The organism is Rhizorhabdus sp. P4_G6, from assembly GCF_056401045.1.
This window is the reverse complement of record NZ_JBFUKC010000003.1, coordinates 179400-201946: the sequence shown is the minus strand read 5'-3', so window position 1 is coordinate 201946 and position 22547 is coordinate 179400. Positions and strand designations below refer to the sequence as shown.

At 63.4% G+C, this 22547-nt stretch carries 21 protein-coding genes and 1 pseudogene; 15 read left to right on the top strand and 7 right to left on the bottom strand.

The window, feature by feature from the left end; genetic code table 11:
- Positions 1-197: 197 nt before the first annotated feature.
- On the top strand, positions 198-326 hold the full coding sequence (locus AC1DPF_RS05080; protein WP_477960056.1) for a hypothetical protein: 129 nt from the start codon (positions 198-200) through the stop codon (positions 324-326).
- Entirely contained in the window at positions 316-1545 is a 1230-nt protein-coding gene (locus AC1DPF_RS05075) for a diaminopimelate decarboxylase (RefSeq protein ID WP_477960054.1), read from the top strand. The genes AC1DPF_RS05080 and AC1DPF_RS05075 overlap by 11 nt, the downstream gene beginning before the upstream one ends.
- On the opposite strand, the gene AC1DPF_RS05070 is transcribed toward AC1DPF_RS05075, so the two are convergent.
- Positions 1542-3809 (bottom strand): bifunctional diguanylate cyclase/phosphodiesterase, encoded by a 2268-nt coding sequence (locus AC1DPF_RS05070; RefSeq protein ID WP_477960052.1) that lies wholly within the window; start codon positions 3807-3809, stop codon positions 1542-1544. The genes AC1DPF_RS05075 and AC1DPF_RS05070 overlap by 4 nt on opposite strands.
- A 108-nt stretch (positions 3810-3917) precedes the next feature.
- Complete coding sequence (locus AC1DPF_RS05065; protein WP_477871042.1) at positions 3918-4094, bottom strand: hypothetical protein; 177 nt, start codon at positions 4092-4094, stop codon at positions 3918-3920.
- A gap of 256 nt (positions 4095-4350) precedes the next feature.
- On the opposite strand from AC1DPF_RS05065, the gene ppk2 reads away from it, so the two are divergent.
- Positions 4351-5265, top strand: coding sequence for a polyphosphate kinase 2 (ppk2, locus tag AC1DPF_RS05060; RefSeq protein ID WP_477960050.1), 915 nt, complete (start codon positions 4351-4353; stop codon positions 5263-5265).
- A gap of 40 nt (positions 5266-5305) precedes the next feature.
- Here the strand turns inward: ppk2 and AC1DPF_RS05055 are convergent, their stop codons facing one another.
- On the bottom strand, positions 5306-5743 hold the full coding sequence (locus AC1DPF_RS05055) for a VOC family protein (RefSeq protein WP_477871046.1): 438 nt from the start codon (positions 5741-5743) through the stop codon (positions 5306-5308).
- Positions 5744-5969: 226 nt separating this feature from the next.
- On the opposite strand from AC1DPF_RS05055, the gene AC1DPF_RS05050 reads away from it, so the two are divergent.
- The 6 genes from AC1DPF_RS05050 to AC1DPF_RS05025 all read left to right on the top strand — a co-directional run bounded on the left by AC1DPF_RS05050 (position 5970) and on the right by AC1DPF_RS05025 (position 12076).
- Positions 5970-6272 (top strand): hypothetical protein, encoded by a 303-nt coding sequence (locus AC1DPF_RS05050; protein ID WP_477871048.1) that lies wholly within the window; start codon positions 5970-5972, stop codon positions 6270-6272.
- Positions 6273-6359: 87 nt separating this feature from the next.
- Entirely contained in the window at positions 6360-7055 is a 696-nt protein-coding gene (locus tag AC1DPF_RS05045) for a hypothetical protein (RefSeq protein WP_477960048.1), read from the top strand.
- Positions 7056-7826: 771 nt separating this feature from the next.
- Entirely contained in the window at positions 7827-9782 is a 1956-nt protein-coding gene (locus AC1DPF_RS05040) for a ribonucleoside-diphosphate reductase subunit alpha (RefSeq protein ID WP_477960185.1), read from the top strand.
- Positions 9783-10365: 583 nt separating this feature from the next.
- On the top strand, positions 10366-10590 hold the full coding sequence (locus AC1DPF_RS05035; protein WP_477871052.1) for a hypothetical protein: 225 nt from the start codon (positions 10366-10368) through the stop codon (positions 10588-10590).
- 13 nt (positions 10591-10603) lie between these two features.
- Positions 10604-11656: a ribonucleotide-diphosphate reductase subunit beta gene (locus AC1DPF_RS05030; protein WP_477871054.1), complete on the top strand. Its 1053-nt coding sequence runs from the start codon at positions 10604-10606 to the stop codon at positions 11654-11656.
- Positions 11657-11764: 108 nt separating this feature from the next.
- Positions 11765-12076: a GIY-YIG nuclease family protein gene (locus AC1DPF_RS05025; protein ID WP_477960046.1), complete on the top strand. Its 312-nt coding sequence runs from the start codon at positions 11765-11767 to the stop codon at positions 12074-12076.
- Positions 12077-12186: 110 nt separating this feature from the next.
- On the opposite strand, the gene AC1DPF_RS05020 is transcribed toward AC1DPF_RS05025, so the two are convergent.
- Positions 12187-13452 (bottom strand): S1C family serine protease, encoded by a 1266-nt coding sequence (locus AC1DPF_RS05020; protein WP_477871060.1) that lies wholly within the window; start codon positions 13450-13452, stop codon positions 12187-12189.
- 233 nt (positions 13453-13685) lie between these two features.
- Here AC1DPF_RS05020 and AC1DPF_RS05015 point away from each other — a divergent pair.
- Positions 13686-13994 (top strand): annotated as a pseudogene (locus AC1DPF_RS05015) (HGGxSTG domain-containing protein); the annotation flags it as partial.
- Positions 13995-14384: 390 nt separating this feature from the next.
- On the opposite strand, the gene AC1DPF_RS05010 reads toward AC1DPF_RS05015, so the two are convergent.
- The gene (locus AC1DPF_RS05010; protein ID WP_477960044.1) at positions 14385-15398 is read right to left on the bottom strand and encodes a glycine zipper 2TM domain-containing protein; all 1014 of its coding nucleotides are present in this window, start codon (positions 15396-15398) and stop codon (positions 14385-14387) included.
- 234 nt (positions 15399-15632) lie between these two features.
- Entirely contained in the window at positions 15633-16247 is a 615-nt protein-coding gene (locus AC1DPF_RS05005; RefSeq protein ID WP_477871064.1) for a transglutaminase-like cysteine peptidase, read from the bottom strand.
- A gap of 289 nt (positions 16248-16536) precedes the next feature.
- Here AC1DPF_RS05005 and AC1DPF_RS05000 point away from each other — a divergent pair, with 289 nt between their 5' ends.
- From AC1DPF_RS05000 to AC1DPF_RS04990, 3 genes are all read left to right on the top strand, one after another.
- Complete coding sequence (locus AC1DPF_RS05000) at positions 16537-16980, top strand: glycine zipper 2TM domain-containing protein (protein ID WP_477871066.1); 444 nt, start codon at positions 16537-16539, stop codon at positions 16978-16980.
- 206 nt (positions 16981-17186) lie between these two features.
- A complete protein-coding gene (locus AC1DPF_RS04995; protein WP_477871068.1) occupies positions 17187-18482 on the top strand; it encodes an MFS transporter in 1296 nt (431 codons plus the stop codon).
- Positions 18482-19657, top strand: coding sequence for a vWA domain-containing protein (locus AC1DPF_RS04990; protein ID WP_477871069.1), 1176 nt, complete (start codon positions 18482-18484; stop codon positions 19655-19657). Before AC1DPF_RS04995 ends, AC1DPF_RS04990 begins: the two co-directional genes overlap by 1 nt.
- Before the next feature lie 24 nt (positions 19658-19681).
- Here the strand turns inward: AC1DPF_RS04990 and AC1DPF_RS04985 are convergent, their stop codons facing one another.
- A complete protein-coding gene (locus AC1DPF_RS04985) occupies positions 19682-20773 on the bottom strand; it encodes an anhydro-N-acetylmuramic acid kinase (RefSeq protein ID WP_477960183.1) in 1092 nt (363 codons plus the stop codon).
- A gap of 167 nt (positions 20774-20940) precedes the next feature.
- Between AC1DPF_RS04985 and tyrS the strand changes: the two genes are divergently transcribed.
- Together tyrS and AC1DPF_RS04975 are read left to right on the top strand one after the other, a co-directional pair.
- Positions 20941-22170: a tyrosine--tRNA ligase gene (gene tyrS / locus AC1DPF_RS04980; RefSeq protein ID WP_477960181.1), complete on the top strand. Its 1230-nt coding sequence runs from the start codon at positions 20941-20943 to the stop codon at positions 22168-22170.
- Between the two features lie 27 nt (positions 22171-22197).
- Entirely contained in the window at positions 22198-22341 is a 144-nt protein-coding gene (locus AC1DPF_RS04975) for a hypothetical protein (RefSeq protein WP_477960043.1), read from the top strand.
- Positions 22342-22547 lie beyond the last annotated feature (206 nt).

Below are 22547 nucleotides of genomic sequence, written 5' to 3'. Positions count from 1 at the left end.
GCGCGATCGATGAAGGTTGAATAGCGCGCAGCCGGCGGACCATCGTCGCGCTTGGAAATCCCATGGGCACGACCATGCCCTGTCCGCCGTCAGCACCAATGGCACAGATTTGAGATTGTGATTTAAGGAGAGTTGGGCTTCATCGTAGTGACGAAGGAACGAAGATGAAGCCCCAACCCTCCTCGAGGAAATCGACTATGCCGCCACCGAGGACCAGCTTCACCGCCAGTTCGCGTGCAGATGCGGGGCCGCGGATTGCCGCCGGTCGCAGCGAACAGCCCGATGCCGCGGGCCGCACCTGGCTCGCGATGCGCGATGACGGCTGACTGGTGGGCTCGCGACGATCTTCACCATGATGAAGATGGCAGGCTGATCTTCGCGGGACAGGATGTCGAGGCGCTGGCGCGACAGCACGATCGCCCGCTCTTTCTCTACAGCGGTGCGCGCATCCGCGCCAATGTGGCGCGGCTTCGTGCGGCACTGGCGCGATCAGGGTGCGATCACCGCCTCTACTATGCGATGAAATGCAACCGTTTCGCGCCACTGCTGCGCATGCTGGCGATGGAGCGGGACATCGGCGTCGATATCTGCTCGCCGAACGAGATGGATCATGCCCTGGCCTGCGGGTTCGCCGCGGGACAGATCAGCTACACCGGCACCGGTGTCTCCAACCACGATCTCGACAGGCTGCTCGCCCAGCCAGCGATGCATATCAACTGCGATTCGCTCAGCCAGATCCGCCGCATCGGCGAGCGCGCGCCGGGCCGCGCCATCGGCATCCGCATCAATCCCGGCCATGGTACCGGCTATGGCGACGACGCCCGGCTGACCTATGCCGGAATGCGCACGACCAAGTTCGGAATTTATCGCGAGCAATGGGCTGAGGCGATCGCGCTCGCAGCGCATCATCGGCTTGTGGTCACCACCGTCCATTTCCATGTAGGCTGCGGCTATCTGTCGCAGCAGCTTGATGCCTGGGAAGTCGCACTTGCCGCAGCGACGCCGTTCCTCGATGACCTGCCGGACGTCACCACCGTCAATATCGGCGGCGGGCTCGGCCTTCCACACCGCGCCGGCGAGGCGCCGCTCGATCTCGATCGCTGGTCCGCCATCGTCGCGCGCCACTTCGGCGGGCGCCGCCTCATCATAGCGATCGAGCCGGGCGACTATCTGGTCAAGGATGCCGGCATCCTGCTGCTGTCGGTGACGGGCGTCGAGCACAAGCGCGAGACCCTGTTCGTGTCGGTCGATGGCGGCTTCAACCTTGCGCCCGAGCCGGCGCATTACGGGCTGCCGTGCGAACCCGTCATGTGCCGGCTGCGCGAAACCGACCGAAGCCGATGGCAGAGGGTAACCATCGCCGGTAATATCAACGAGGCGCTCGACCTGTGGATCGAAGATCATGCGATGCCTCCTCTTGTCGAGGACGACCGGATCGCGCTGATCAACGCGGGCGGCTATGGTTCGGCAATGAGTTCCAACCACTGCATGCGCGGGGAGTTCGTCGAGGCGATGATCGAGACCGACGCACTGGAGGCTGTCTAGGCTTCCGGCTCCAGGCGAGGCCGGGCCGGCACACCGATAAAGCGCGCCTCAAGATCGGCCGCCTCGACTGGCTCGGCCAGCAGGATGCCCTGCAGGGCATCGCACCCTATGCTTGTCAGGAAGAGCTGCTGCTGCTCCGTCTCGACGCCGTCCGCTATCGTCGACAAAGCGCTCACCCGCGCCAGATCGATGATCGCCTGGATCACCGGGCTTCCGCCTTGCCCGAGCTGGATGGTCGAGACGAAACTCCGGTCGATCTTGATCCGATCGATCTCGAAGCCGCGCAGATGCTTGAACGAAGAATAACCGGTGCCGAATTCGTCCAGTGCGATCCGCACCCCGATGTCGCGCAGCCAGCCGAGGTTGCGGCGGCATTTCTCGCTGCTTTCGAGGAAACTGGTCTCGGTGATCTCGAGTTCGAGCCGGCTCGGCGATAGCCGGGCCCGCTTGACGATCGTGTAGATCCGCTCCGCCAGCGTAGGGTTGCGCAGCTGCACCGCCGACAGATTGACCGAAATGATTCCAGCAGGCCACCGCGCGGCGGCGATGCACGCCTGTTCGAGCACCCATTCGTTGAGCGTCTCGATCAGTCCGCACTCCTCGGCGGTAGGGATGAACTGCTCGGGCAGCATTGGGCCGCGCAGTGGATGGTCCCACCGGATCAGTGCCTCTGCGCCGATCATTTCGCCGGATCGGGCACCGAAATAGGGCTGATAGACAACCCTAAGGCCCTCGCCGGCGCGCATCGCTTCGCGCAGTTCGGCTTCGATCTCGTGGCGCTCGCGGATGCGATCACCCATTTCCGGCGTGAAAAAGCTGTGACGCCGCCGGCCCGTCAGCTTGGCGTCATAGAGCGCAATATCCGCTTTGCGAACCAGTTCGACCGGATCATGGCCGTCGCCGGGCGCTACCGCGATACCTATGCTTGCGCCGATCAGCACTTCGCCATCGCCAAGGTCGATCGGACGGGCCAGCGCCCGGTGGATGCTCTGGGCAAGCTGCTCAGCCGATGACGCGGCATCGTCGGCGACATGGATGATCGCAAATTCGTCGCCGCCCAGCCTGGCCACCACATCGCCGGGCGCCAGATCGAGCAATATCCGCGCCATCGCGCGGATCAGTAGGTCTCCCGTGGGGTGGCCGAGATGATCGTTTACATTCTTGAAGTGATCAAGATCGACATACAGCAGAGCGAGGGATCGACCGGTGAGATCGAGCTGGGCCTGCTCGCGGCCAAGGCGCCTGTCGAACAGCGCACGATTGGCTAGACCCGTCAGCGGGTCGTGGTTGGCAAGATGCAGGGCATGCGATTTCGCCACGCTGAGTTGCAGCGTGCGATGGCTTATCCGATGCAGCAACCACGCAACGATCACGAACACGAACAGCAGCGCGACGATCAGCGCCGGTGCCAATTCACCGAGCATGGCTGTCCCGGGACGGAATGGTTCCCACACGAAATATCCAAGCAGGCTCCCACTTCGGGCACGCAGCGGAATCTGTCGATATTTGGAGTCGTCGGGAGGCGCCTTGGCGAAGTGGCCATCGGCAAGTTCATAGCGCCGTGCCAGAGCGGCGGCGAAACTGCGGTCGAGATATCGGATGCTGACGTGAAGATATTGACTGCCCGGCTTCACCACGATGTCATCTGTCTCGGGAACGATCGGCTTTACGCTGATCATCGCCGGATGGCCGTGAACCGTACCGAGGTCGCTGGCGCCTGGGCTCAGCACCGTCGCATCATTTCCGCTGTTGTCACTGTTGCGCATTTTGCCGCGCAGCTCGGACATCAGCGGCGTAACTGTGGTGCCGATCGATTTGGCATAGGCCGGAACGCCTTCGCGCCGTCCGGAACGCATTGCGTAGATGATCCGATCGGCGCCATCGACGATGAACACCTCGTCATGCCCATAATAGGTGTAAAACCAGATCCCGAGGTTACGATCGATCCAGTCGTCGTCCCGTGTCGGCGCGTTCATCTGTTCGACGGCATCGTCCCAGACGGTCGATGCCTCCTGATCATGCTCGATCGTGCGAAAGCTCTGCTCGATGACCGTCGCGATAAGGTGCTGCTGCCGGTCGACCGCTAATTCATCGGCCTTGCCGGCGGCGATCAGGATGAACGCGGCCAGCAGGCCACCGAGGAGCGCGACGATCAGGAGCGTTCGGAGGACGATCTGGACAAGGAACGTCTCGCGCCATTCGAACGCGGCCAAACGCTGACCGCGTAAAATGCCTCCGGTCAGCACGACTCCGAAACCACACACAACGACGTTAGCAAAATTGCAGCCCCCTCGGCGACCTTCTAACGTGGATCGCGCCAGTTGGCCAATGCAACTATCTGTCCGGGAGCGGGACAGTGTCGCGGATGCGGCTTAGCTGGGGCGGGCCCCTAATGCCGCATCGATCGCCAGCGCCTCGCGATCGAGCATCGCAGCGATGGCGCTGAGCCGCTCACGCTCTTCCTCATTCGTCGTGTTATGCGCAAGAAGCCGTGCCTTTGCCGCTTCCCGCCGCAGCTTCGCGGCGCTTCCGCTTGACGCGTCGACCATGGCGGTCAGTGGAAGCTCGGCTCGATGTGGAGGCGACTCTCCATATACAGCCCGTCCGCTTCATACCGCTGGATCTCACCGTGCATGTTTTCTCCCCCCTCGCGACAGCACATTGGCTATGCCTGTTAAGCATGTCGCGAACTCGACACAATCGCTGCTTTTCGTCCATTCTGGACCTTCTCGCAGCCTCGGCGTCATACGCCTGTCATCAGCGGGCGCCAAACGCAGACTTTCGCTCTCGCGTCCGGAAACAGCCATGTCCCTTTTCGAAACATCCCAGGTGGAGCGTATCCGGCAGGAACTGGCCGACAGCTTCGACGAAGAACTCGAGATGGAGATCGACGAGGGCCGTCTCGAAACCATGCTCGCCGACATGGAGGAGCATCCCGACCGCGAGCACCTCGAACGGCGCATCTATTTTCGCGAGCTGTTCAGATTACAACATGAACTGATCCGTCTGCAGGATTGGGTCCAGCACAAGGGCCTGAAGATCGTCGTGCTGTTCGAGGGACGAGATTCCGCCGGCAAGGGCGGTGCCATAAAGCGCATCACCCAGCGGCTCAACCCGCGTGTCTGCCGGGTTGCGGCACTGCCGGCACCGAACGAGCGCGAACGCACGCAATGGTATTTCCAGCGCTACACACAGCACCTGCCGGCGGCTGGCGAGATCGTGCTGTTCGACCGCAGCTGGTATAACCGCGCCGGCGTCGAGCGGGTGATGGGCTTCTGCAGCGAACAAGAAGTCGAGGAGTTCTTCCGTTCGGTTCCGGAGTTCGAGCGGATGCTCGTGCGCTCCGGCATCGTCCTGCTCAAATACTGGTTCTCGATCACCGACGAGGAACAGCAGTTTCGTTTCCACATGCGCATCCACGATCCGCTCAAGCAGTGGAAGCTGTCGCCGATGGATGTGGAATCGCGCCGCCGTTGGGAGGATTATACGCGCGCCAAGGAAGCGATGCTCGAGCGCACCCACATAGCCGAGGCGCCCTGGTGGGTGGTCGAAGCGGTCGACAAAAAGAAGGCGCGGCTCAACTGCATCGCCCATCTACTCGACCAGATCCCCTACGAGGACGTACCGAAGTCGCAGGTCATCCTGCCGGAACGCGTCCGCCATGACGACTATGAACGCCACCCCGTTCCCGACGACATGTACGTGCCGGAGCGGTACTAGGATTGATCCTGGCCAGCTAAACCGGCGGGTGATGCTGCTCTCAGCCTAGCTCTTGGGCAAGTCCAATGAGGATATCTTCAGGTCCGCGAAGATAGCAGAGGCGATACGCGTCCTTATACTGGACAACTTCGCCTACAAGCTCCGCTCCGTGTGCGTGGAGCCTTTCAAGTGTCTCGTCGATATCGTCCACGGTGAACATGACGCGGAGATAGCCTAAGGCGTTGACCGGAGCGTTCCGGTGATCTGCGACGACAGGCGGCGTGAGGAAGCGGGAGAGCTCGATCCGACTGTGGCCGTCCGGTGTACGCATCATGGCTATCTCGACACGCTGGTCGCCGAGTCCAGTCACACGTCCGGCCCATTCTCCTTCGATCGTGGCGCGCCCCTCGAGTTCGAGGCCGAGTTCGCGAAAGAAATCCATCGCCTTGCCGAGGTCAGCGACGACGATTCCCACGTTGTCCATCCGCTTGAGCGCCATGTTTCGAATCCGTCAGCTATCGTTTCAACCGCAAGTGTCGCCTAGGCCCACAGCAGACGCTTGAGGCGTCTCCATACACCGATAGAGCAGCAATCCACTGCCCTGGAGGATCAGGATGCGGAGGCCATCCACTCACCTGAGCAGATGCACAGCCGGACAGAAACGAATTGTCGGAACATGAGCGCTCGGTCTTGGGTTGTATCGTTTTTAAGGATTGGAGAATGCCATGTCGCCCTCTCTGACGAAAATTGCCCCCGCGGCTATGATTTTGGTTGGTGCACTGACTTTGGGTGGCTGCGCCACGAAGGACTTTGTGAGGGAGCAGATCGCTCCCGTGAGCCAGCGCGTCGATGCACTCGAGGCGAAACTGCAGGAGACCGATGGCACGGCGAAGTCCGCATTGGCACAGGCACAGGCCGCATCGGGGCAGGCGCAGAATGACGGTCAGCGTCTGGATCAACTCAATGCGCGGGTGGACGGCATCGAGCAGCGGATGCAGGAAAATCAGCGGAAGCGCCCTCGCAACTGAGGCCACGACACGCAAATGCCGATAAGATTGTGATTTGCAGCGTCGCCTTTGCAGGCGACGCCTGTTTCATTTCGAGTGCCTCACCCGATGATCGATGCCTTTCTAGCGCTTGGACTTGCGCTGGCCACTCCCCTGCCTGCAGGGGCGGAGGTGAGCGCCCAGCCGTCAGGGGCACTGTCGTCGCAGCCGGCCGGCACGGAAGCTGAGGATGAGGTGAGCCGATCGGCGGCGGCTACGCGCGTTGCCGATTGGGTCGCCGCGTCAGGGGACAATAGCTCGCTGCCCTATATCATCGTCGACAAGAAGGCTGCTTCCCTCTTGTTGTTCGACTCGAGCGGGAAATCGCTCGGCAGTGTTCCGGTATTGATCGGAGTTGCCCTGGGCGATGACGCAAGCCCCGGCATCGGCAACAAAAATCTTGCCCAGATCGGCCCCGCGGAAAAGACAACGCCTGCGGGACGCTTCCTTGCCAGATTCGGATCGGCCGCGGGAAGGCAAAAGGTGCTCTGGGTCGACTACGCCATGTCCGTCGCACTCCATCCGATCCCGAAGGGAGCCAGCAAGCAGGAACATCGGCGTCAGCGGATGCTCTCTCCGACTATCGACGACAATCGCATAACATTCGGGTGCATCAACGTGCCCTTGGCCTTCTACAACAGGAATGTGCGTCCCCTTTTTCGGAAAAAAGGTGGATATGTCTATATATTGCCCGACACCAAGCCGCTTGAGGTGGTTTTTCCTCCCTTGCGGGTCCAGCCGTTCGTGAACGGTGGCGCCCCCTGATCTGGTTCGCGGATGCTATCGCCGCATGAACCCCGTCCAGCGCAGGAACATAAAGGTCGCGCCGGCCGTGCCGAGCGCGAGCATCGTCAGACCGGGGTCGGCGAGTTGCCTCGATGGTTGGGGGTGGCGGTCGTGGTCTTGCTCCCATGGTTCGATAGCACGCGCTAGAGTCGCGTGCTCTTAATCTGAAGCACTTCCCGCTCATCCTGAGTAGGCATTGAGCGAAGTCGAAATGGCGTATCGAAGGACGTCCTTCGATACGGGGCTTCGGCAAGCTCAGCCCCTACTCAGGATGAGCGGTTCATATTAAAGGCGGGACGCGCTAGGCTCGCTCTCCTCCTTTCAGGAGGGTGGGGTGGGCACATATCCCTTGGCGGGCGGTTCGGAGCCCGCAGCCGCCGGCCCACTGCCCCTTTTCCATTCGCCGCCCGGCAGGACGAGAAGATTTTTCCGCCCGCATTTGCTCGCCCGTTTCGCGCTTTGCGATGGGCGGAGTCCCCGAACCGTCATTTTGACTCTTGCGTCCAGATTCAGATGAGGCACTATAGGTGGTGTAAGACAACAGGGGCAACGCTAGTAGTGGTGGCTGGCGTCCGGGAGCTTGGCTCCGGGCGAATGATCCACAGCGGCATGTTAAACTGGGGATAACGCCAATTCGGCGCTGGAATAGCACCGCGGAAGCACTATCTTGAACGAACGCCCCGAGTCGAACGTATCACGAACATGGCCTTTTGCGGCCGGTTCTATTATAGTGCGCGGGAGACGGGCGTGATGGATCTTTCTGGCAGCAGCGAAGTGGGCTCGAACGACGTGGCGACGATCATCGATTCTCCGGCCAAGGAGCCCCGGACCAATGCGGCACCGGCCGCAACCGAGGCCCCGGCGGCGGAGCCCAAGGCGAAGAAGCCCGGCATCGACAGCATGGAGATCACGCCGCAGCTCTATCCGATCGAGGTCGATCACAGCCGCGACGCGCTGCTTACCGATTTCGGCAAGGACACGCTGACCGACCGCTATCTGCTGCCGGGTGAAAGCTATCAGGACCTGTTCGTGCGCGTCGCCTCGGCCTATGCCGACGATCAGCCGCATGCCCAGCGCATCTACGACTATATCTCGAAGCTGTGGTTCATGCCCTCCACGCCGGTTCTCTCGAACGGCGGCACCGGGCGCGGCCTGCCGATCAGCTGCTATCTCAATTCGGTCGACGACAGCCTCGAGGGCATCGTCAACACCTGGAACGAGAATGTCTGGCTGGCCGCGCGCGGCGGCGGCATCGGCACCTATTGGGGCTCGGTGCGCGGCATCGGCGAGCCGGTGGGCCTCAACGGCAAGACCTCGGGCATCATTCCCTTCGTCCGCGTGATGGACTCGCTGACCCTTGCGATCAGCCAGGGCTCGCTGCGCCGCGGCTCGGCCGCGGTCTATCTCGACGTCTCGCATCCCGAGATCGAGGAGTTCCTCGAGATCCGCAAGCCGTCGGGCGACTTCAACCGCAAGKCGCTCAACCTGCACCATGGCGTGCTGCTGACCGACGCCTTCATGGAAGCGGTGCGCGATGGCGCCGAGTGGGAGCTGGTCAGCCCGAAGGACGGATCGAAGCGCGGCTCGGTCGATGCGCGCGCGCTGTTCCAGAAGCTGGTCGAGACCCGTCTCGCCACCGGTGAGCCCTATATCGTGTTCAACGACACGGTGAACCGGGCGATGCCCAAGCATCACCGCGATGTCGGCCTCAAGGTGTCGACCTCGAACCTCTGTTCGGAAATCACCCTGCCCACCGGCCGCGACCAGCATGGCATGGATCGCACCGCGGTCTGCTGCCTCAGCTCGCTCAACCTCGAAACCTGGGACGAGTGGAACGGCGACAAGCGCTTCATCGAAGACGTGATGCGCTTCCTCGACAATGTGCTGCAGGACTATATCGACCGCGCACCCGACGAGATGGCGCGCGCCAAGTACAGCGCCGCGCGCGAGCGTTCGGTCGGCCTCGGGGTGATGGGCTTCCACACCTTTCTCCAGGCGCGCAACATCCCGTTCGAAGGCGCGATGGCGAAGAGCTGGAACCTCAAGATCTTCAAGCATATCGCCGCCGGCGCGCAGGAAGCCTCGATGCTGCTGGCCAGCGAGCGCGGCCCCTGCCCCGACGCCGCGGACCAGGGCGTGATGGAGCGCTTCAGCTGCAAGATGGCGATCGCGCCGACCGCTTCCATCTCGATCATCTGCGGCGGCACCAGCGCCTGCATTGAGCCGATCCCCGCCAACATCTACACCCACAAGACGCTGTCCGGCAGCTTCTCGATCAAGAATCCCTATCTCGAAAAGCTGCTCACCGAGAAAGCGAAGAACAGCGACGCGGTGTGGAACTCGATCCTCGAAAAGGGCGGCTCGGTCCAGCATCTCGACTTCCTGACCCAGGAAGAGAAGGACGTGTACAAGACCAGCTTCGAGATCGACCAGCGCTGGCTGATCGAACTCGCCGCCGATCGCACCCCCTATATCGACCAGGCCCAGTCGCTGAACCTGTTCATCCCGGCCGATGTCGAGAAGTGGGACCTGCTGATGCTCCACTTCCGCGCCTGGGAACTGGGCATCAAGTCGCTCTATTATCTCCGCTCGAAATCGGTCCAGCGCGCGGGCTTCGCCGGCGGCGTCGAGGCGGACAACACGCCCGACCTCAAGCAGATCGAGCTCGAGGTGAAGGATTATGACGAGTGCCTGGCCTGCCAGTGACACCCGTCACTGGCGATCCCGCCACTCTGACCTGCCAGCGAGGTGAACGGCCGCCATCTCCCCAACTCCGTCATCCCGGCGGAGGCCGGGATCTCGGTCGTCAGGGACCGAATGGACGTCGCGAACCTCTCCTGAGATCCCGGCCTCCAGCCTTCAGCTGAAGTTTATCCTGAGCGCCTGCCCCTCGAACACAGCAACTTACCCAACCCCGTCATTCCAGCGAAAGCTGGAATCTCTCTGCACCTGACTTGCTTGGAAAAGCGCCAAGAGAGATCCCAGCTTTCGCTGGGATGACGAACAAAGGAAAAATGTGTCGGCGCCATAGCCTGCCATCGAGAAAAGAGCACCCCTTGTGGCTCCATGCCGCAGCGCACCACAACCCCTTGTAGAATTCCGCGGATTTTTCCGGTGGATAACCCGCGAAATCATTTGGTGAACCATGGCGTCTGACATAGGATGGCGCCCTGCCCGGCGACGTGGGGACGGTCCCGTGGAAAAGGTTGAATATGGGGCCCGCAGCCCCGATCTACAGGGTGGTGCGGTGATGAGTGAAGCTCCCGAACGGGCGAATCGAGGCTGACCGATGGACGATGTCCCGATCATCCCGATTGTCGCCATCGCGTCGCTGCTGGTCGGCCTGCTCTGCCTGTGGCTGGCGGTCGTCGCGCTGCTGCGGCTCGGCAAGGCGAAGAAGGGCAAGGGCGTCGCGGGCGAGACGCCGGCCGAGCTCAAGGGTTTCGCGATCAGGCAGGGCCTGAGCGCAGTCGTCATGTTCGCGCTCGCCGCGATTATCTTCAGTTATAGTTGAAAGGTCCGTCGACATGCCGCTTCTCCAGGCCAGCCGCACCTACAAGCCGTTCGAATATCCCTGGGCCTTCGAATATTGGAAGCGCCAGCAGCAGCTCCACTGGCTGCCCGAGGAAGTCCCGCTGGGCGAGGATTGCCGCGACTGGGCGCAGAAGCTCAGCGATCATGAGCGCAACCTGCTGACCCAGATCTTCCGCTTCTTCACCCAGGCCGATGTCGAGGTGCAGGATTGCTACCACGACAAATATGGCCGGGTGTTCAAGCCGACCGAGATCAAGATGATGCTGACCGCGTTCAGCAACATGGAGACGGTGCACATCGCCGCCTACAGCCATCTGCTCGACACGATCGGCATGCCCGAAACCGAATACAGCGCCTTCATGCAGTATAAGGAAATGAAGGATAAGCATGATTATCTGGCGACCTTCGGGGTCGACAGCGATCAGGACATCGCCCGCACCCTGGCGATGTTCGGCGGCTTCACCGAGGGGCTGCAGCTGTTCGCCAGCTTCGCGATGCTGATGAACTTCCCGCGCTTCAACAAGATGAAGGGCATGGGCCAGATCGTCACCTGGTCGATCCGCGACGAGACGCTGCACTGCGAGGGCATCATCCGGCTGTTCCACGCCTTCTGCAAGGAACGCGACTGCCTGACCGCCAGCGTCAAGGAAGACATTCTCGACATGTGCCAGAAGACGGTGCGGATCGAGGACGCCTTCATCGACCTGGTGTTCGAGATGGGCCCGGTCAACGGCATGACGCCGAAGGACATCAAGAAATATGTCCGCTACATCGCCGACTGGCGGCTGGGCCAGCTCGGCCTCAAGCCGATCTACATGATCGACGACCACCCCCTCCCCTGGCTCGCCCCGATGCTCAACGGCGTCGAACACGCCAACTTCTTCGAGACCCGCGCGACCGAATATTCGAAGGCGGCGACGCGCGGCCAGTGGTCCGACGTGTGGGACGCCTTCGACAACCGCAAGGTGGCGAAGCAGAGCGTCGCGGCGAATGAGGATGCGGGGGACGGCGGACTGTTCGGGCATGCGGGGGTTGCGGCGGAGTAAATAGCATTCTCGTATCGTTTAGCGTGGCGAGACATAGTAATGATCGATCGTCATGCTGAACTCGTTTCAGCATCCACCCCGAAGCACTTTCCATGGTAGCGATGATGCATGGAACGTCAGCCATGCGTCTACATCCTCGCCAGCGATCGGAACGGCACGGTCTATATCGGCGTGACGTCCAACCTGATGCAGCGGCTCTACCAACACCGCAGCGGTGCGGTGGAAGGTTTTACATCCCGTTATCGGGTCATGAAGCTCGTCCGTTACGAGCTGTTCGAAGACATGCTTTCCGCCATCGCTCGCGAGAAGCAGCTCAAGCGCTGGCATAGAGCGTGGAAACTGAACCTGATCGAACAGGATAATCCCAGCTGGGAAGATCTGGCGATCGGCCTCGGGTATCGGCCGCTTCCATCACGTTAGGGATGCGCGCGGGGATGAGTGGATGCTGAAACAAGTTCAGCATGACGGGCGTTCCGGAAAACACCTGCGGGCTTATCGCAACCGGGCTGCAAGCCCTCATCGTCATATCATCACTCAGTCTGCACCATCTGAACGCCGAGGAAGCCGAGCGCCTCGCCGATCGGGATGAAGAAATTGAGCATGGGCAGATCTTCGCGCCCGCTGACGGTCAGCCCGACCACCTGGCCTTTGCTGTCGACGATCGGGCCGCCGCTATTGCCATGGGTCACGCCGACGTCGCTCTGGATGAAGTTGAAGCCGTCCATGACGCGGGTCGCCGAGACGATGCCCTTGGTCATCGAGAACTGGAACTGCTCGCCGGTCGGTGCGCCGATCGCATAGATATCCTCGCCGATGGTCACCCCGCTGCCGCGCGGAGCCAGCGGCCGATGCCCCTTGGGGTCGGTCTTGACGAGCGCGACATCGCGCGCCTTGTCGCTGCGGATCACCTCGCCCAGTCCCTCGGTCCCGTCCGACCAGCGGATTTTCACATATTGGCTGCCGGCGATGACGTGCTGGTTGGTGATCAGATAGCCTTCGGAACCGACCAGAAAGCCGCTGCCCTGTCCGCCATTGGCGAAGATCAGCACCGTCGAGGCAACGGCCTCGTTGAGCGCGACCGGCGCGCGCCGGCCCGACTTGATGGCGATTGGCACGATCTCGCGCGACGGCGAACGCGCGACCGACGCATCGAGGGCCGGCCCGCTGAAAGATTTGATGAACGCGGGGCTTGACGCCAGCTGGCGGACGCTGCCCCCGAAGGCATCGAATATAAGCCCGAAGGCGCCGCCCGCCTGGCTGTCAGGCCGGCTGGCGGTGCCGGTCGTCTGGATGACCGCGATTACCTTGCGTTCGATCGGCGAATATATCTGCCACTCCACGTCAAGCGACGCCTGGCCGCTCGATTTTTCATAGCTATTGCCGTAAGGGTTCACCCCCCGATAGCAGGCGTGCATGTCGATGCGATTGATGGCCCCGCCGACGAGATATCGGGCAGGATTTTCAGCGGCCGTCTCGAACATTTTCGCGGGATCGCCGATGGCGTCGAAGCCTGCTTTCGTGATCTCCTCCCGGAAGATCGCATCGAACCTGTCGAGAGCGATACCACCGGGATCCGCCCTCCACGTCAGATTCTCAGGCCACTGGCAAAAAAACCCAGTTTTCGCCCGGCCGATGGGGTCTCCACGCTTGATGTTGATCACGATCTTGGCCAGTTGAACCGGCTTCCGCTGAACCGACGAAGGCGTACCGGGTCCGAAGATATTCGTCGTCTGGGCCATTGCCGGCGCCGACAGCGCCGCCATCCACAGAAACGCGCCCGCTATCCCCCTGACCATCGACAAAGCCCCCTTGCGCGGGGCTAGCCCGGCCCCGCGCCGAACAGGCTAGCCAGCGATCTATTAGGCATCAAGAGTGGTATTTTTCCTCGCTCGTCATGCTGAACTTGTTTCAGCATCCACCCCGAAGCACCTCCGATGGTAACGGTGATTCCTGGTAGCTCGGTGTATCGGCCGCTCCCCTCACATGCGGGGCGCGCGCGAGGATAGGTGGATGCTGAAACAAGTTCAGCATGACGGACATAGCCAAAACAGGCCGGATAATCGCTCGACCGGCCATACCTTCGCCCCCGATCTCGGCCTCAGCCAGCCGTGAACACACCTCTCCCCTGCCCAAACACCTATTCTGTTTCTGTTTTGTTCTTGCATTTTCGGCGATTTTCTGCCACCTGATCAGGTCCCCCTCACGGACCCGAGCACCGCCCATGCAGCCCGAAATCCTCGCCAATGCGCCTCGCTGCGGTGCGCGCACGCGCTCCGGCGATCCCTGCCGTTCACCGGCGGTCGCGGGCCATCGGCGGTGCCGGATGCACGGCGGCAAGGGCAGCGGTGCGCCGCGCGGCAACAGCAACGCCCGGAAGCACGGCATCTATTCCGCCCGGTTCCGGGCAATAGCGCGCTATGTGCGGGGAACCAGCGTCACGCTGCGCATGGCCGGCCTGATCCTCCGCACCCACACGATGGCGAGGCGCCGGGAAAACCAGGCCGTTCCGCGCCCCGTTCGAGGCGGCGATCCGCTTCGACCCGAACGCTGCCCAGCCGAGAAAATCAAAAAAGGGGCAATCAACCCCATGCACCCGGATTTCTGCCCGCTCCCGGCGCGCGGCGGACAGGTTGCGTTCGACACCCTCTCCGTATCGCAAGCAGGGACGGCGGCGAAAAAATGGCCGGACATCGCTGCCCGGCCACTTCTTCCTCCACCGATCCCGGCCTTAGCCGACCCAGTTATCGCCGTCCCGCTCCGCGCGCAGCTGCGTGCCGAGCTGGTCGAGGCGCTGGTGGATCACCGACTCCTCGTTCGCGGTGAAGCGGCCGCCCGAGCGGCGCATGCGGTCTTCGTCGCGGCGGATCGAGGCGAGCTGGTTCATCGCGCGGCGGGCTTCGCTCCGGCTGATCGTGCCGCGCTCGCGCATCCGCTCGATGCGGGTCTCGAACCGCGCCTCGCGGGCGCGGACATCGCGGTCGCGGCCATAGGCGACGCTGCCCGGACGGCCGGCGCTCATCCCGGTCGAGACCCAGCGGCCGCGCGCGTCATAATAGCCGGTGGTCTCGCCACGCACCCAGCGGCCGCGCTCGTCATAATAGCCGGGCTGGGTCTGTGCCTGCCAATAGCCGGTCGGCTGGCCATAGCGGTTGCTGTCGGCGATCCAGCGGCCATTGGCGTCGTAGCGGCCGGCGGCGGGGCCGGATACCCAGCGGCCGTTGCTGTAATAGCCGGGCGCGTTGGCCGACACCCACTGGCCGTCGGCGGCATAATAGCCGCTCACGCCGACCGGAACCCAGCGGCCGTCGCGATCGCGATAGCCGTAATTCACGGGGTCGCCGTTGAACGCTACCCAGCGGTTGTTGCTGTCATAATAGCCGGTCGGCGCGCCTTCGACCCAGCGATTGTCGCGGTCATAATAGCCGCGCGCACTGCTGGCATCGATGCGGTTGGCATGCCAGCGGCCGCTCTCGTCATAATAGCCGTAGGACACTTCGCAGCGATCGTTGCCGCCCTTGGCGAGCTGGTTGCCGGCAATGCCGCCGGCGATGGCGCCGCCGATCGTGCCCACTTCCTTGTGGCGACCGCCGTCGATCACCCGGCCGAGGACCGCGCCGATGCCGGCGCCGGCGACCGTAGCGACGGTGCGGCCGGTACTGTCCTGCCTGCAGACGGTTTCCGCCTGGGCCGCACTGCTTGCGGCCAACGCGGCGATACTGGCCGCGATCAAATAGTTACGCATGGTGTCTCTCCTGGAATATCGGCTTATTGCCGTTCCACGCAGCAAAGACGCTTGGATGGCACTAATGGTTCCGCATACGACCAGTTGATAAATACAAATCATCAAGTCTTACATTTCGTTCAGATTGGCCGAGTATTTCGGCGCTTTGGACCGGTTCACGACTCGCTCTTTCACTGCTGCATAGCTTGTGGAGAGTGCATATCGGAACAGGCCCAACATGCGGCAAAATCTGCGTCACGAGGCGACCGCGACCCAGCCGGGAAACCGCGCCGCCTGCCGGGTCGCGAAGCGATAGCCCAGCGTCCGGAGCCGCTGCCACGGCAGCACTCGGCCCATCCGGCTGTCGAGCACCCAGGTGCCCCGCCGGCCGTCGCGCAACGATTCTATGGTCAGCACGGTATGGAGCGCCCGCTGCTCTGTCCATACCGTAGCAAGGCGCAGCGCCGTGGCGGGCCAGCCCTGCGCCATCAGCCGCATCCGTGCCGCCAGCGCGATATCCTCGCAGTCGCCGCTGCTGTCGGCGACGCGCCAGTCGTCGCGCCAGGCAGGGCTGCGGTCTTCGACGCGGCGGATGCTGCGCAGCGCATCGTTGACCGCCTTCAGCTGGCGCCAGCGCAAGTCGTCGAGCGTGACATATGCCGGCCCGTCCGCCCCGGCGCGGCAACCGACATCCTCGGCATGACCGTCACAATAGCGCAACCAGCCATCCGGCGGGATCACCATGCCGCCATCGCGGATCGGCTGGCCGGAGCGCGGGACATCATCCTGCGCGCGTGCCGGCGAGAGACCGGAAAGGATCGACAGCGTCAGCGCCAAGCCGGCGCATGCGGGCATGGCAAGGCGACGCATGAACTGCTCCGAAGGCCATTACAGCCCCCCGAACCGCAGCTTCGACGGAACAGCGCGCTCTGCGTTCCATCCGTTGTGCAGCCGTTGCGACGGACAGCAGCGGGCAGGCGCGACGAGTCGAGCAGCGTTGATCGTTATGGAAAAACAACGAGTTACTTATGAAGGCGGGCTTGCCGGTCGCCTTGCAAGGCCCGGAAGCTGTCGCTCCGATGAACGTGACGTAGTTTTCGGTTCACGAAACCTTTCCGGGTCCGTTCCGTTCTTGCATCGAACCCAGAGGGAGACAGTCATGCGTAAGTTCATTCTCGCGGCCGCGTTGGCGGCCACCTTGGTCCCCTCCGTCGCGATGGCCGATCCGCCCCCCTGGGCACCGGCGCATGGCCGCCGCGCGCATGACCGCGATGATCGGCGCGACTGGAACCGCTATGATTATAACCGCCCCGATACGCGCTACGGCCGCAGCTACGATCCAGCCCGCTATTATCGCGATGGCCGCTATTACCGGGAGCGCAGGCTCAGCCGGAACGACCGGATCTATCGCGGCAATGACGGACGCTATTATTGCCGCCGTTCGGACGGCACCACCGGCCTGATCATCGGCGCGGTGGCCGGCGGCCTGCTCGGCAATGCCCTCGACAACGGCCGCTCCTCGACGCTCGGCACGATCCTCGGCGCCGGCGGCGGCGCGCTGATCGGCCGCTCGATCGATCGCGGCGAGGTGAAGTGCCGTTAAAGCGCGTTCGAACTTCGTCATGCCGGCGGAGGCCGACATCTCAGGCGTGGCAGATGTATGCAAATTCGCCCCTGCCGCCCGAGGTCCCGGCCTCCCCCCGGACGACGCCTTGGCCAAGTATGTTGCGTTGAGTAGTTGCGAGTTGCGTTGTTCTTGACCCGGCCCCCTCGCCGCGCCATCCCCCGGCGCAACGAGGGGACCGGACCATGAGCGACAATCAGCAGATCCAGGAGCACCGGCCATCCACGCGCCGGGTGCTGCTAGCCAGTCTCACCGGCACTTCGGTCGAGTTCTACGACTTCTATATCTTCGCGACGGCCGCATCGCTGGTGTTCGGGCCGCTGTTCTTCGGCGGGTTCGAGCCCTCCACCCAGCTGATCTGGTCCTACACGCTGCTCGGCCTTGCCTTTCTGTCGCGCCCACTCGGCGCCTGGGCATTCGGCCATTTCGGCGACCGGATCGGCCGCAAGTCCACGCTGGTCGCATCGCTGATGGTGATGGGCATGTCGACGCTGCTGATCGCCTTCCTGCCCTCCTATGAGACCGCCGGCTGGATCGGCGCGTTGCTGCTCGCAGTGCTGCGCTTCGGCCAGGGCTTCGGCCTCGGCGGGGAATGGGGCGGCGCGGCGCTGCTCGCGGTGGAGAATGCGCCGCCGGGCATGCGGGGGCGCTACGGCATGTTCCCGCAGCTCGGCGCGCCGGTCGGCTTCATCGCCGCCAACGGGTTGTTCCTGATCCTGGGCGTGGCGATGACCCAGCAGCAGTTCATGGAGTGGGGCTGGCGCCTGCCCTTCCTCGGCTCGGCGCTGCTCGTCGGGGTTGGGCTTTGGGTGCGCCTGAAACTGACCGAGACGGCGGCCTTCCAGGCCGCGCTGGCCACGTCCGAACCCGCCAAGATCCCGATTGCGGAGCTGTTTCGCGAGCATCTGGTGCCGACCGTCGCGGGCACATTCGCTGCGGTGGCCTGCTTCGCCACCTATTATCTCGCGACCGCTTTCGCGCTCGGCTACGCCACCAAGACGCTCGGGATTCCCAAGGAAACCTTCCTGAGCGTACAGCTCGTCACCATCCTGTTCATGGCGGCGGGCATATTGCTGGCGGGCTGGTGGTCCGACGTGAAGTCGCCACGCTATGTGCTGATCGCCGGATGCATCGGCACCGCGCTGACCGGGCTCCTGCTCGGGCCGATGTTCGCGAGTGGCGATCTCCCGCCGATCTTCACCTGGCTGGCGCTCGCGCTGTTCATGATGGGTTTCGTCTACGGCCCGCTCGGCGCCTTCCTGCCGTCGCTGTTTCCGCCGCGGGTGCGCTATACCGGCGCGTCGATGACGTTCAACATCGCCGGCATCCTCGGAGCCGCGCCCGTGCCCGCGGTAGCGCAATATCTGGCGGAACGCGGCGGGCTGGGCTTCGTCGGCTATTATCTGAGCGCGTCGGCGCTGGTCAGCCTGCTCGCGCTCTGGTGGTCGCGCCACCACGACAAACGCGCTATAGCGGCCTGATGTTTTTCGGCTTTCTCGATGAATTGCGCGCTGCGGGCATCTCCGCCAGCCTCAAGGAGCATCTGACGATGCTCGAAGCGATGCAGCGCGACGTGATCGGCCTGTCGGCGGAGGAGTTCTACTATCTCGCCCGCGCGACCTATGTGAAGGACGAAGGGCTGCTCGACCGGTTCGACCGGGTGTTCGCCAAGGTCTTCAAGGGCGTGCTCGACGCACCAGCCGAGGGCCACGAGATCCCCGAGGAATGGCTGAAGGCGGTCGCGCAGAAATATCTGACGCCCGAGGAGATGGCGAAGATCGAATCGCTCGGCTCCTGGGACGAGATCATGGAAACGCTGAAGAAGCGGCTCGAGGAGCAGCAGGGCAGGCACCAGGGCGGCAACAAGTGGATCGGCACCGGCGGCACCTCCCCCTATGGCAATGCCGGCTTCAATCCTGAAGGCGTGCGCATCGGCGGCGAGAGCATGCACAAGCGCGCGATCAAGGTGTGGGAGAAGCGCGAGTTCCGCAACCTCGACAATGATGTCGAGCTGGGCACCCGCAACATCAAGGTCGCGCTGCGCCGCCTGCGCCGCTTCGCGCGCGAAGGCGCAGCCGAGGAGCTCGACCTCGACGGCACGATCGACGGCACCGCCCGGCGCGGCTTCCTCGACATCCATATGCGGCCCGAACGGCGCAACGCGGTAAAGCTGCTGCTTTTCCTCGATGTCGGTGGCTCGATGGATCCGCACATCAAACTGTGCGAGGAGCTGTTCTCGGCCGCGACCGCCGAGTTCAAGCATCTCGAATTCTTCTACTTCCACAACTGCGTCTATGAGGGCGTGTGGAAGGACAACCGCCGCCGCTTCCAGGAACGCACGCCGACCTGGGACGTGCTTCACAAATTCGGCCATGATTATAAGCTGGTGCTGGTCGGCGACGCCGCGATGAGCCCTTATGAGATCAGCTATCCGGGCGGATCCGTCGAGCATATGAACGAGGAGCCGGGCGCGGTCTGGCTGCAGCGGCTGACCAATGTCTACGCGTCGGCGGTATGGCTCAATCCGTCAGCCGAATCCCATTGGATGCACAGCCAGTCGACGCGCATGATCCGCGAGCTGATGGACAACCGCATGTTCCCGCTGACGCTGTCCGGCCTCGACGACGCGATGCGGAGCCTGGCAAGGAAGAAGTGATCCTCCGCCCCCGCTCAGGAGAGCTCAGGGGACATCGTGGACCACGCCCCCGGTCATCGGCTTCGGAACGCCCGTCGTACCCGGAAAGCTGATCGGTTCGCCGTTCAGCGCGCGCACCGCCATATAGGCGAAGCCTTCCGCCTCGGTCGCGTCACCATTCCAGCCGAGCGCCTCGATCGGCTCGGCCGCGGTGCCGGTCGCGGCCGTTATCATCGCCATGAGTGTCGGATTGTGCCRCCCGCCACCCGCGACGATCAGCCGCTTCGGCCGCTCCGGTAGGTGGCGCAGTGCAAGCGCCACCGTCTCGGCGGTGAAGGCGGTCAGCGTCGCCGCGCCGTCGGCGGCGGACAGGCCTCGCGCCGGCTGGATGGTGAAGTCCGCCCGGTCGAGCGACTTCGGCGGCGGCAGATCGAACCAGCCATTGTCGAGCATCGCGCCGAGCACCGTCTTGTCGACGGTACCACGCGCCGCGAAGGCGCCCCCGGCGTCATAGGGAGATCCGGTCTCCGCCAGCATCCAGTCGTCGATGAGGCCGTTGGCCGGCCCCGTATCGAACGCGATGACCTCCGCCGCGCCCGCCCCTAGCCAGGTGATGTTGCCCACTCCGCCGAGATTGAGCACGGCGACGGGAGCATCGAGGCCGGCGGTCAGGGCGCGATGATAGACCGGCAGCAGCGGCGCGCCCTGCCCGCCGGCCGCGACGTCGGCCGAACGCAGATCGTTGACGACGCGGATACCGAGCGCCTTCGCCATCGCGGCGCCGTCTCCGATCTGCCAGGTCCAGCCGCGGTCGGGGCGGTGGGCAAGGGTCTGCCCGTGGAAGCCGATCACGTCGATATCCGTCCGATTGAGGTTCGCCGCCGCGAGCAGCTGGCGCACCGCCAGAATATGGCGGTTAGTCAGCATGCGCTCCGCCTCCACGATCTTCGGGCTGGCCCGCGGCTTCTCGAAGCTGAGCGCCAGCACCGCCGCCTCGCGCAGTTGCTCGCGCGCCTGGGCGCTATAGGGATCAGAGCGGAACGCGATAGGGCGGATATGCCCGGCACCGTCTGTCTCTATCAGCGCCGCGTCAATCCCGTCGAGCGAGGTGCCCGACATCAGGCCGATCGCGAGCATGATGGGCATTATCTACTCCCGTCATCCCAGCGAAGGCTGGGATCGATGTCTGCCTCCTTCTCAGATGACACCTGTCGTGAAAAGAGACATAGGCCCCAGCCTCCGCCGGGGCGACGAAAGAAGGGGGCATGACGATCACCGCCCCGCATGCTAATCGCTCGCGCGTCATGACCGAATATCGCTCCGATCTGCTGCGCCTCCTCGATAGTCGAGGCTATATCCATCAGGTGACCGACGCCAGTGCGCTCGATGCGCTCGCCGCGTCGACCGTGGTGCCCGGCTATATAGGCTTCGATCCAACGGCACCGTCGCTTCACGTCGGCAGCCTCGTCCAGATCATGCTGCTGCGGCGGATGCAGCAGAGCGGCCACAAACCGATCGTGCTCATGGGTGGCGGCACCGGCAAGATCGGGGACCCCAGCTTCAAGGACGAGGCGCGCAAGCTGCTGACGACCGAGACGATCGCGTCGAACGTCGCCTCGATCAAGCGGGTGTTCGAGCGCTTCCTGACCTTCGGCGACGGTCCCACCGATGCGGTGATCGTCGACAACGCCGACTGGCTCGACAAGCTGGAGTACATCCCCTTCCTGCGCGAAGTGGGCCAGCATTTCTCGATCAACCGCATGCTGAGCTTCGATTCGGTGAAGCTGCGGCTGGATCGCGAGCAATCGCTGAGCTTCCTCGAGTTCAACTATATGATCCTGCAGGCCTATGACTTCATGGAGCTTGCCCGCCGCCGCAATTGCCGGCTGCAGATGGGCGGATCGGACCAGTGGGGCAACATCGTCAACGGCATCGAACTGAGCCGGCGGATGCTCGGCTCCGAGGTATATGGCGTCACGACCCCGCTGATCACTACCGCCGACGGCGGCAAGATGGGCAAGACGATGTCAGGCGCGGTGTGGCTCAACGAGGAGCAGCTGCCATCCTATGATTACTGGCAGTTCTGGCGGAACACGCACGACAAGGACGTCGGCCGCTTCCTGAGGCTGTTCACCGATCTTCCGCTCGGGGAGATCGAGCGGCTCGAAACGCTCGATGGCCAGGAGATCAACCAGGCCAAGATCGTCCTCGCCAACGAGGCAACGGCGATGTGTCGCGGCACCGAGGCGGCGGCGGCGGCGGCCGAGACGGCGCGGCGGACTTTCGAGGAAGGCGCGGCAGGCGGGGATTTGCCGACGCTCGCGATCAGCGCAAGTGGGATCAACATCCTCGATGCGAACGTGCAGATCGGCTTCGCTGCGTCGCGGGGCGAAGCAAAGCGGAAGCTGGAAGAAGGCGCCATCCGGTTGAACGATGAAGTGGTTCGCGATCCGCAATATATCGTCATGCCTTCGCAGGCACCGACGCTGAAGCTCAGCCTGGGCAAGAAGAAGCACGGCCTTCTTATCAGCTAACCTTTACGCTCGCAGCTGCTCGACCTGTTGCACCAGATGGGGGGCAAGCGGACGATCGCCGCCATGTACCTCGACTTCAAGGTTAACCGCGACGCCGCACTGGACCCGATCCAGACCTATCAGTTGGTCAGCCGCAAGCGCCGAGCAGTCGCTGCCCTTCACCGAGCATGATCGCAGCTACGTCATAGACTATGGCCTGGCCTGGATCAGGACATGATGGTGGCAGATCTGGCGGCTTCCGGCGCTTCGGCGGCCGCGCGCTGGCACCGGGTGGAGGCGATAATCTCCTCGCCGATCCTCCCCACGGATCTGAAGCCCTGACGGCAGGGACGAAGGTGGCTAACTTCCGGAAGATCGTCGCTCAGGGGAAATACGGC

Bases quoted from the DNA above. Each gene is read 5' to 3' on its own strand.
- AC1DPF_RS05005 (WP_477871064.1), bottom strand. From the start codon at position 16,247: ATGCGTCGCCTTGCCATGCCCGCATGCGCCGGCTTGGCGCTGACGCTG.
- AC1DPF_RS05050 (WP_477871048.1), top strand. From the start codon at position 5,970: ATGTCGCCCTCTCTGACGAAAATTGCCCCCGCGGCTATGATTTTGGTT.
- AC1DPF_RS05020 (WP_477871060.1), bottom strand. From the start codon at position 13,452: ATGGTCAGGGGGATAGCGGGCGCGTTTCTGTGGATGGCGGCGCTGTCG.
- AC1DPF_RS04990 (WP_477871069.1), top strand. From the start codon at position 18,482: ATGTTTTTCGGCTTTCTCGATGAATTGCGCGCTGCGGGCATCTCCGCC.
- AC1DPF_RS05035 (WP_477871052.1), top strand. From the start codon at position 10,366: ATGGACGATGTCCCGATCATCCCGATTGTCGCCATCGCGTCGCTGCTG.
- AC1DPF_RS05000 (WP_477871066.1), top strand. From the start codon at position 16,537: ATGCGTAAGTTCATTCTCGCGGCCGCGTTGGCGGCCACCTTGGTCCCC.
- AC1DPF_RS04995 (WP_477871068.1), top strand. From the start codon at position 17,187: ATGAGCGACAATCAGCAGATCCAGGAGCACCGGCCATCCACGCGCCGG.
- AC1DPF_RS05075 (WP_477960054.1), top strand. From the start codon at position 316: ATGACGGCTGACTGGTGGGCTCGCGACGATCTTCACCATGATGAAGAT.
- AC1DPF_RS05010 (WP_477960044.1), bottom strand. From the start codon at position 15,398: ATGCGTAACTATTTGATCGCGGCCAGTATCGCCGCGTTGGCCGCAAGC.
- AC1DPF_RS05025 (WP_477960046.1), top strand. From the start codon at position 11,765: ATGGAACGTCAGCCATGCGTCTACATCCTCGCCAGCGATCGGAACGGC.
- tyrS (WP_477960181.1), top strand. From the start codon at position 20,941: ATGACCGAATATCGCTCCGATCTGCTGCGCCTCCTCGATAGTCGAGGC.
- AC1DPF_RS05055 (WP_477871046.1), bottom strand. From the start codon at position 5,743: ATGGCGCTCAAGCGGATGGACAACGTGGGAATCGTCGTCGCTGACCTC.
- AC1DPF_RS05030 (WP_477871054.1), top strand. From the start codon at position 10,604: ATGCCGCTTCTCCAGGCCAGCCGCACCTACAAGCCGTTCGAATATCCC.
- AC1DPF_RS05080 (WP_477960056.1), top strand. From the start codon at position 198: ATGCCGCCACCGAGGACCAGCTTCACCGCCAGTTCGCGTGCAGATGCG.
- ppk2 (WP_477960050.1), top strand. From the start codon at position 4,351: ATGTCCCTTTTCGAAACATCCCAGGTGGAGCGTATCCGGCAGGAACTG.
- AC1DPF_RS05065 (WP_477871042.1), bottom strand. From the start codon at position 4,094: ATGGTCGACGCGTCAAGCGGAAGCGCCGCGAAGCTGCGGCGGGAAGCG.
- AC1DPF_RS05045 (WP_477960048.1), top strand. From the start codon at position 6,360: ATGATCGATGCCTTTCTAGCGCTTGGACTTGCGCTGGCCACTCCCCTG.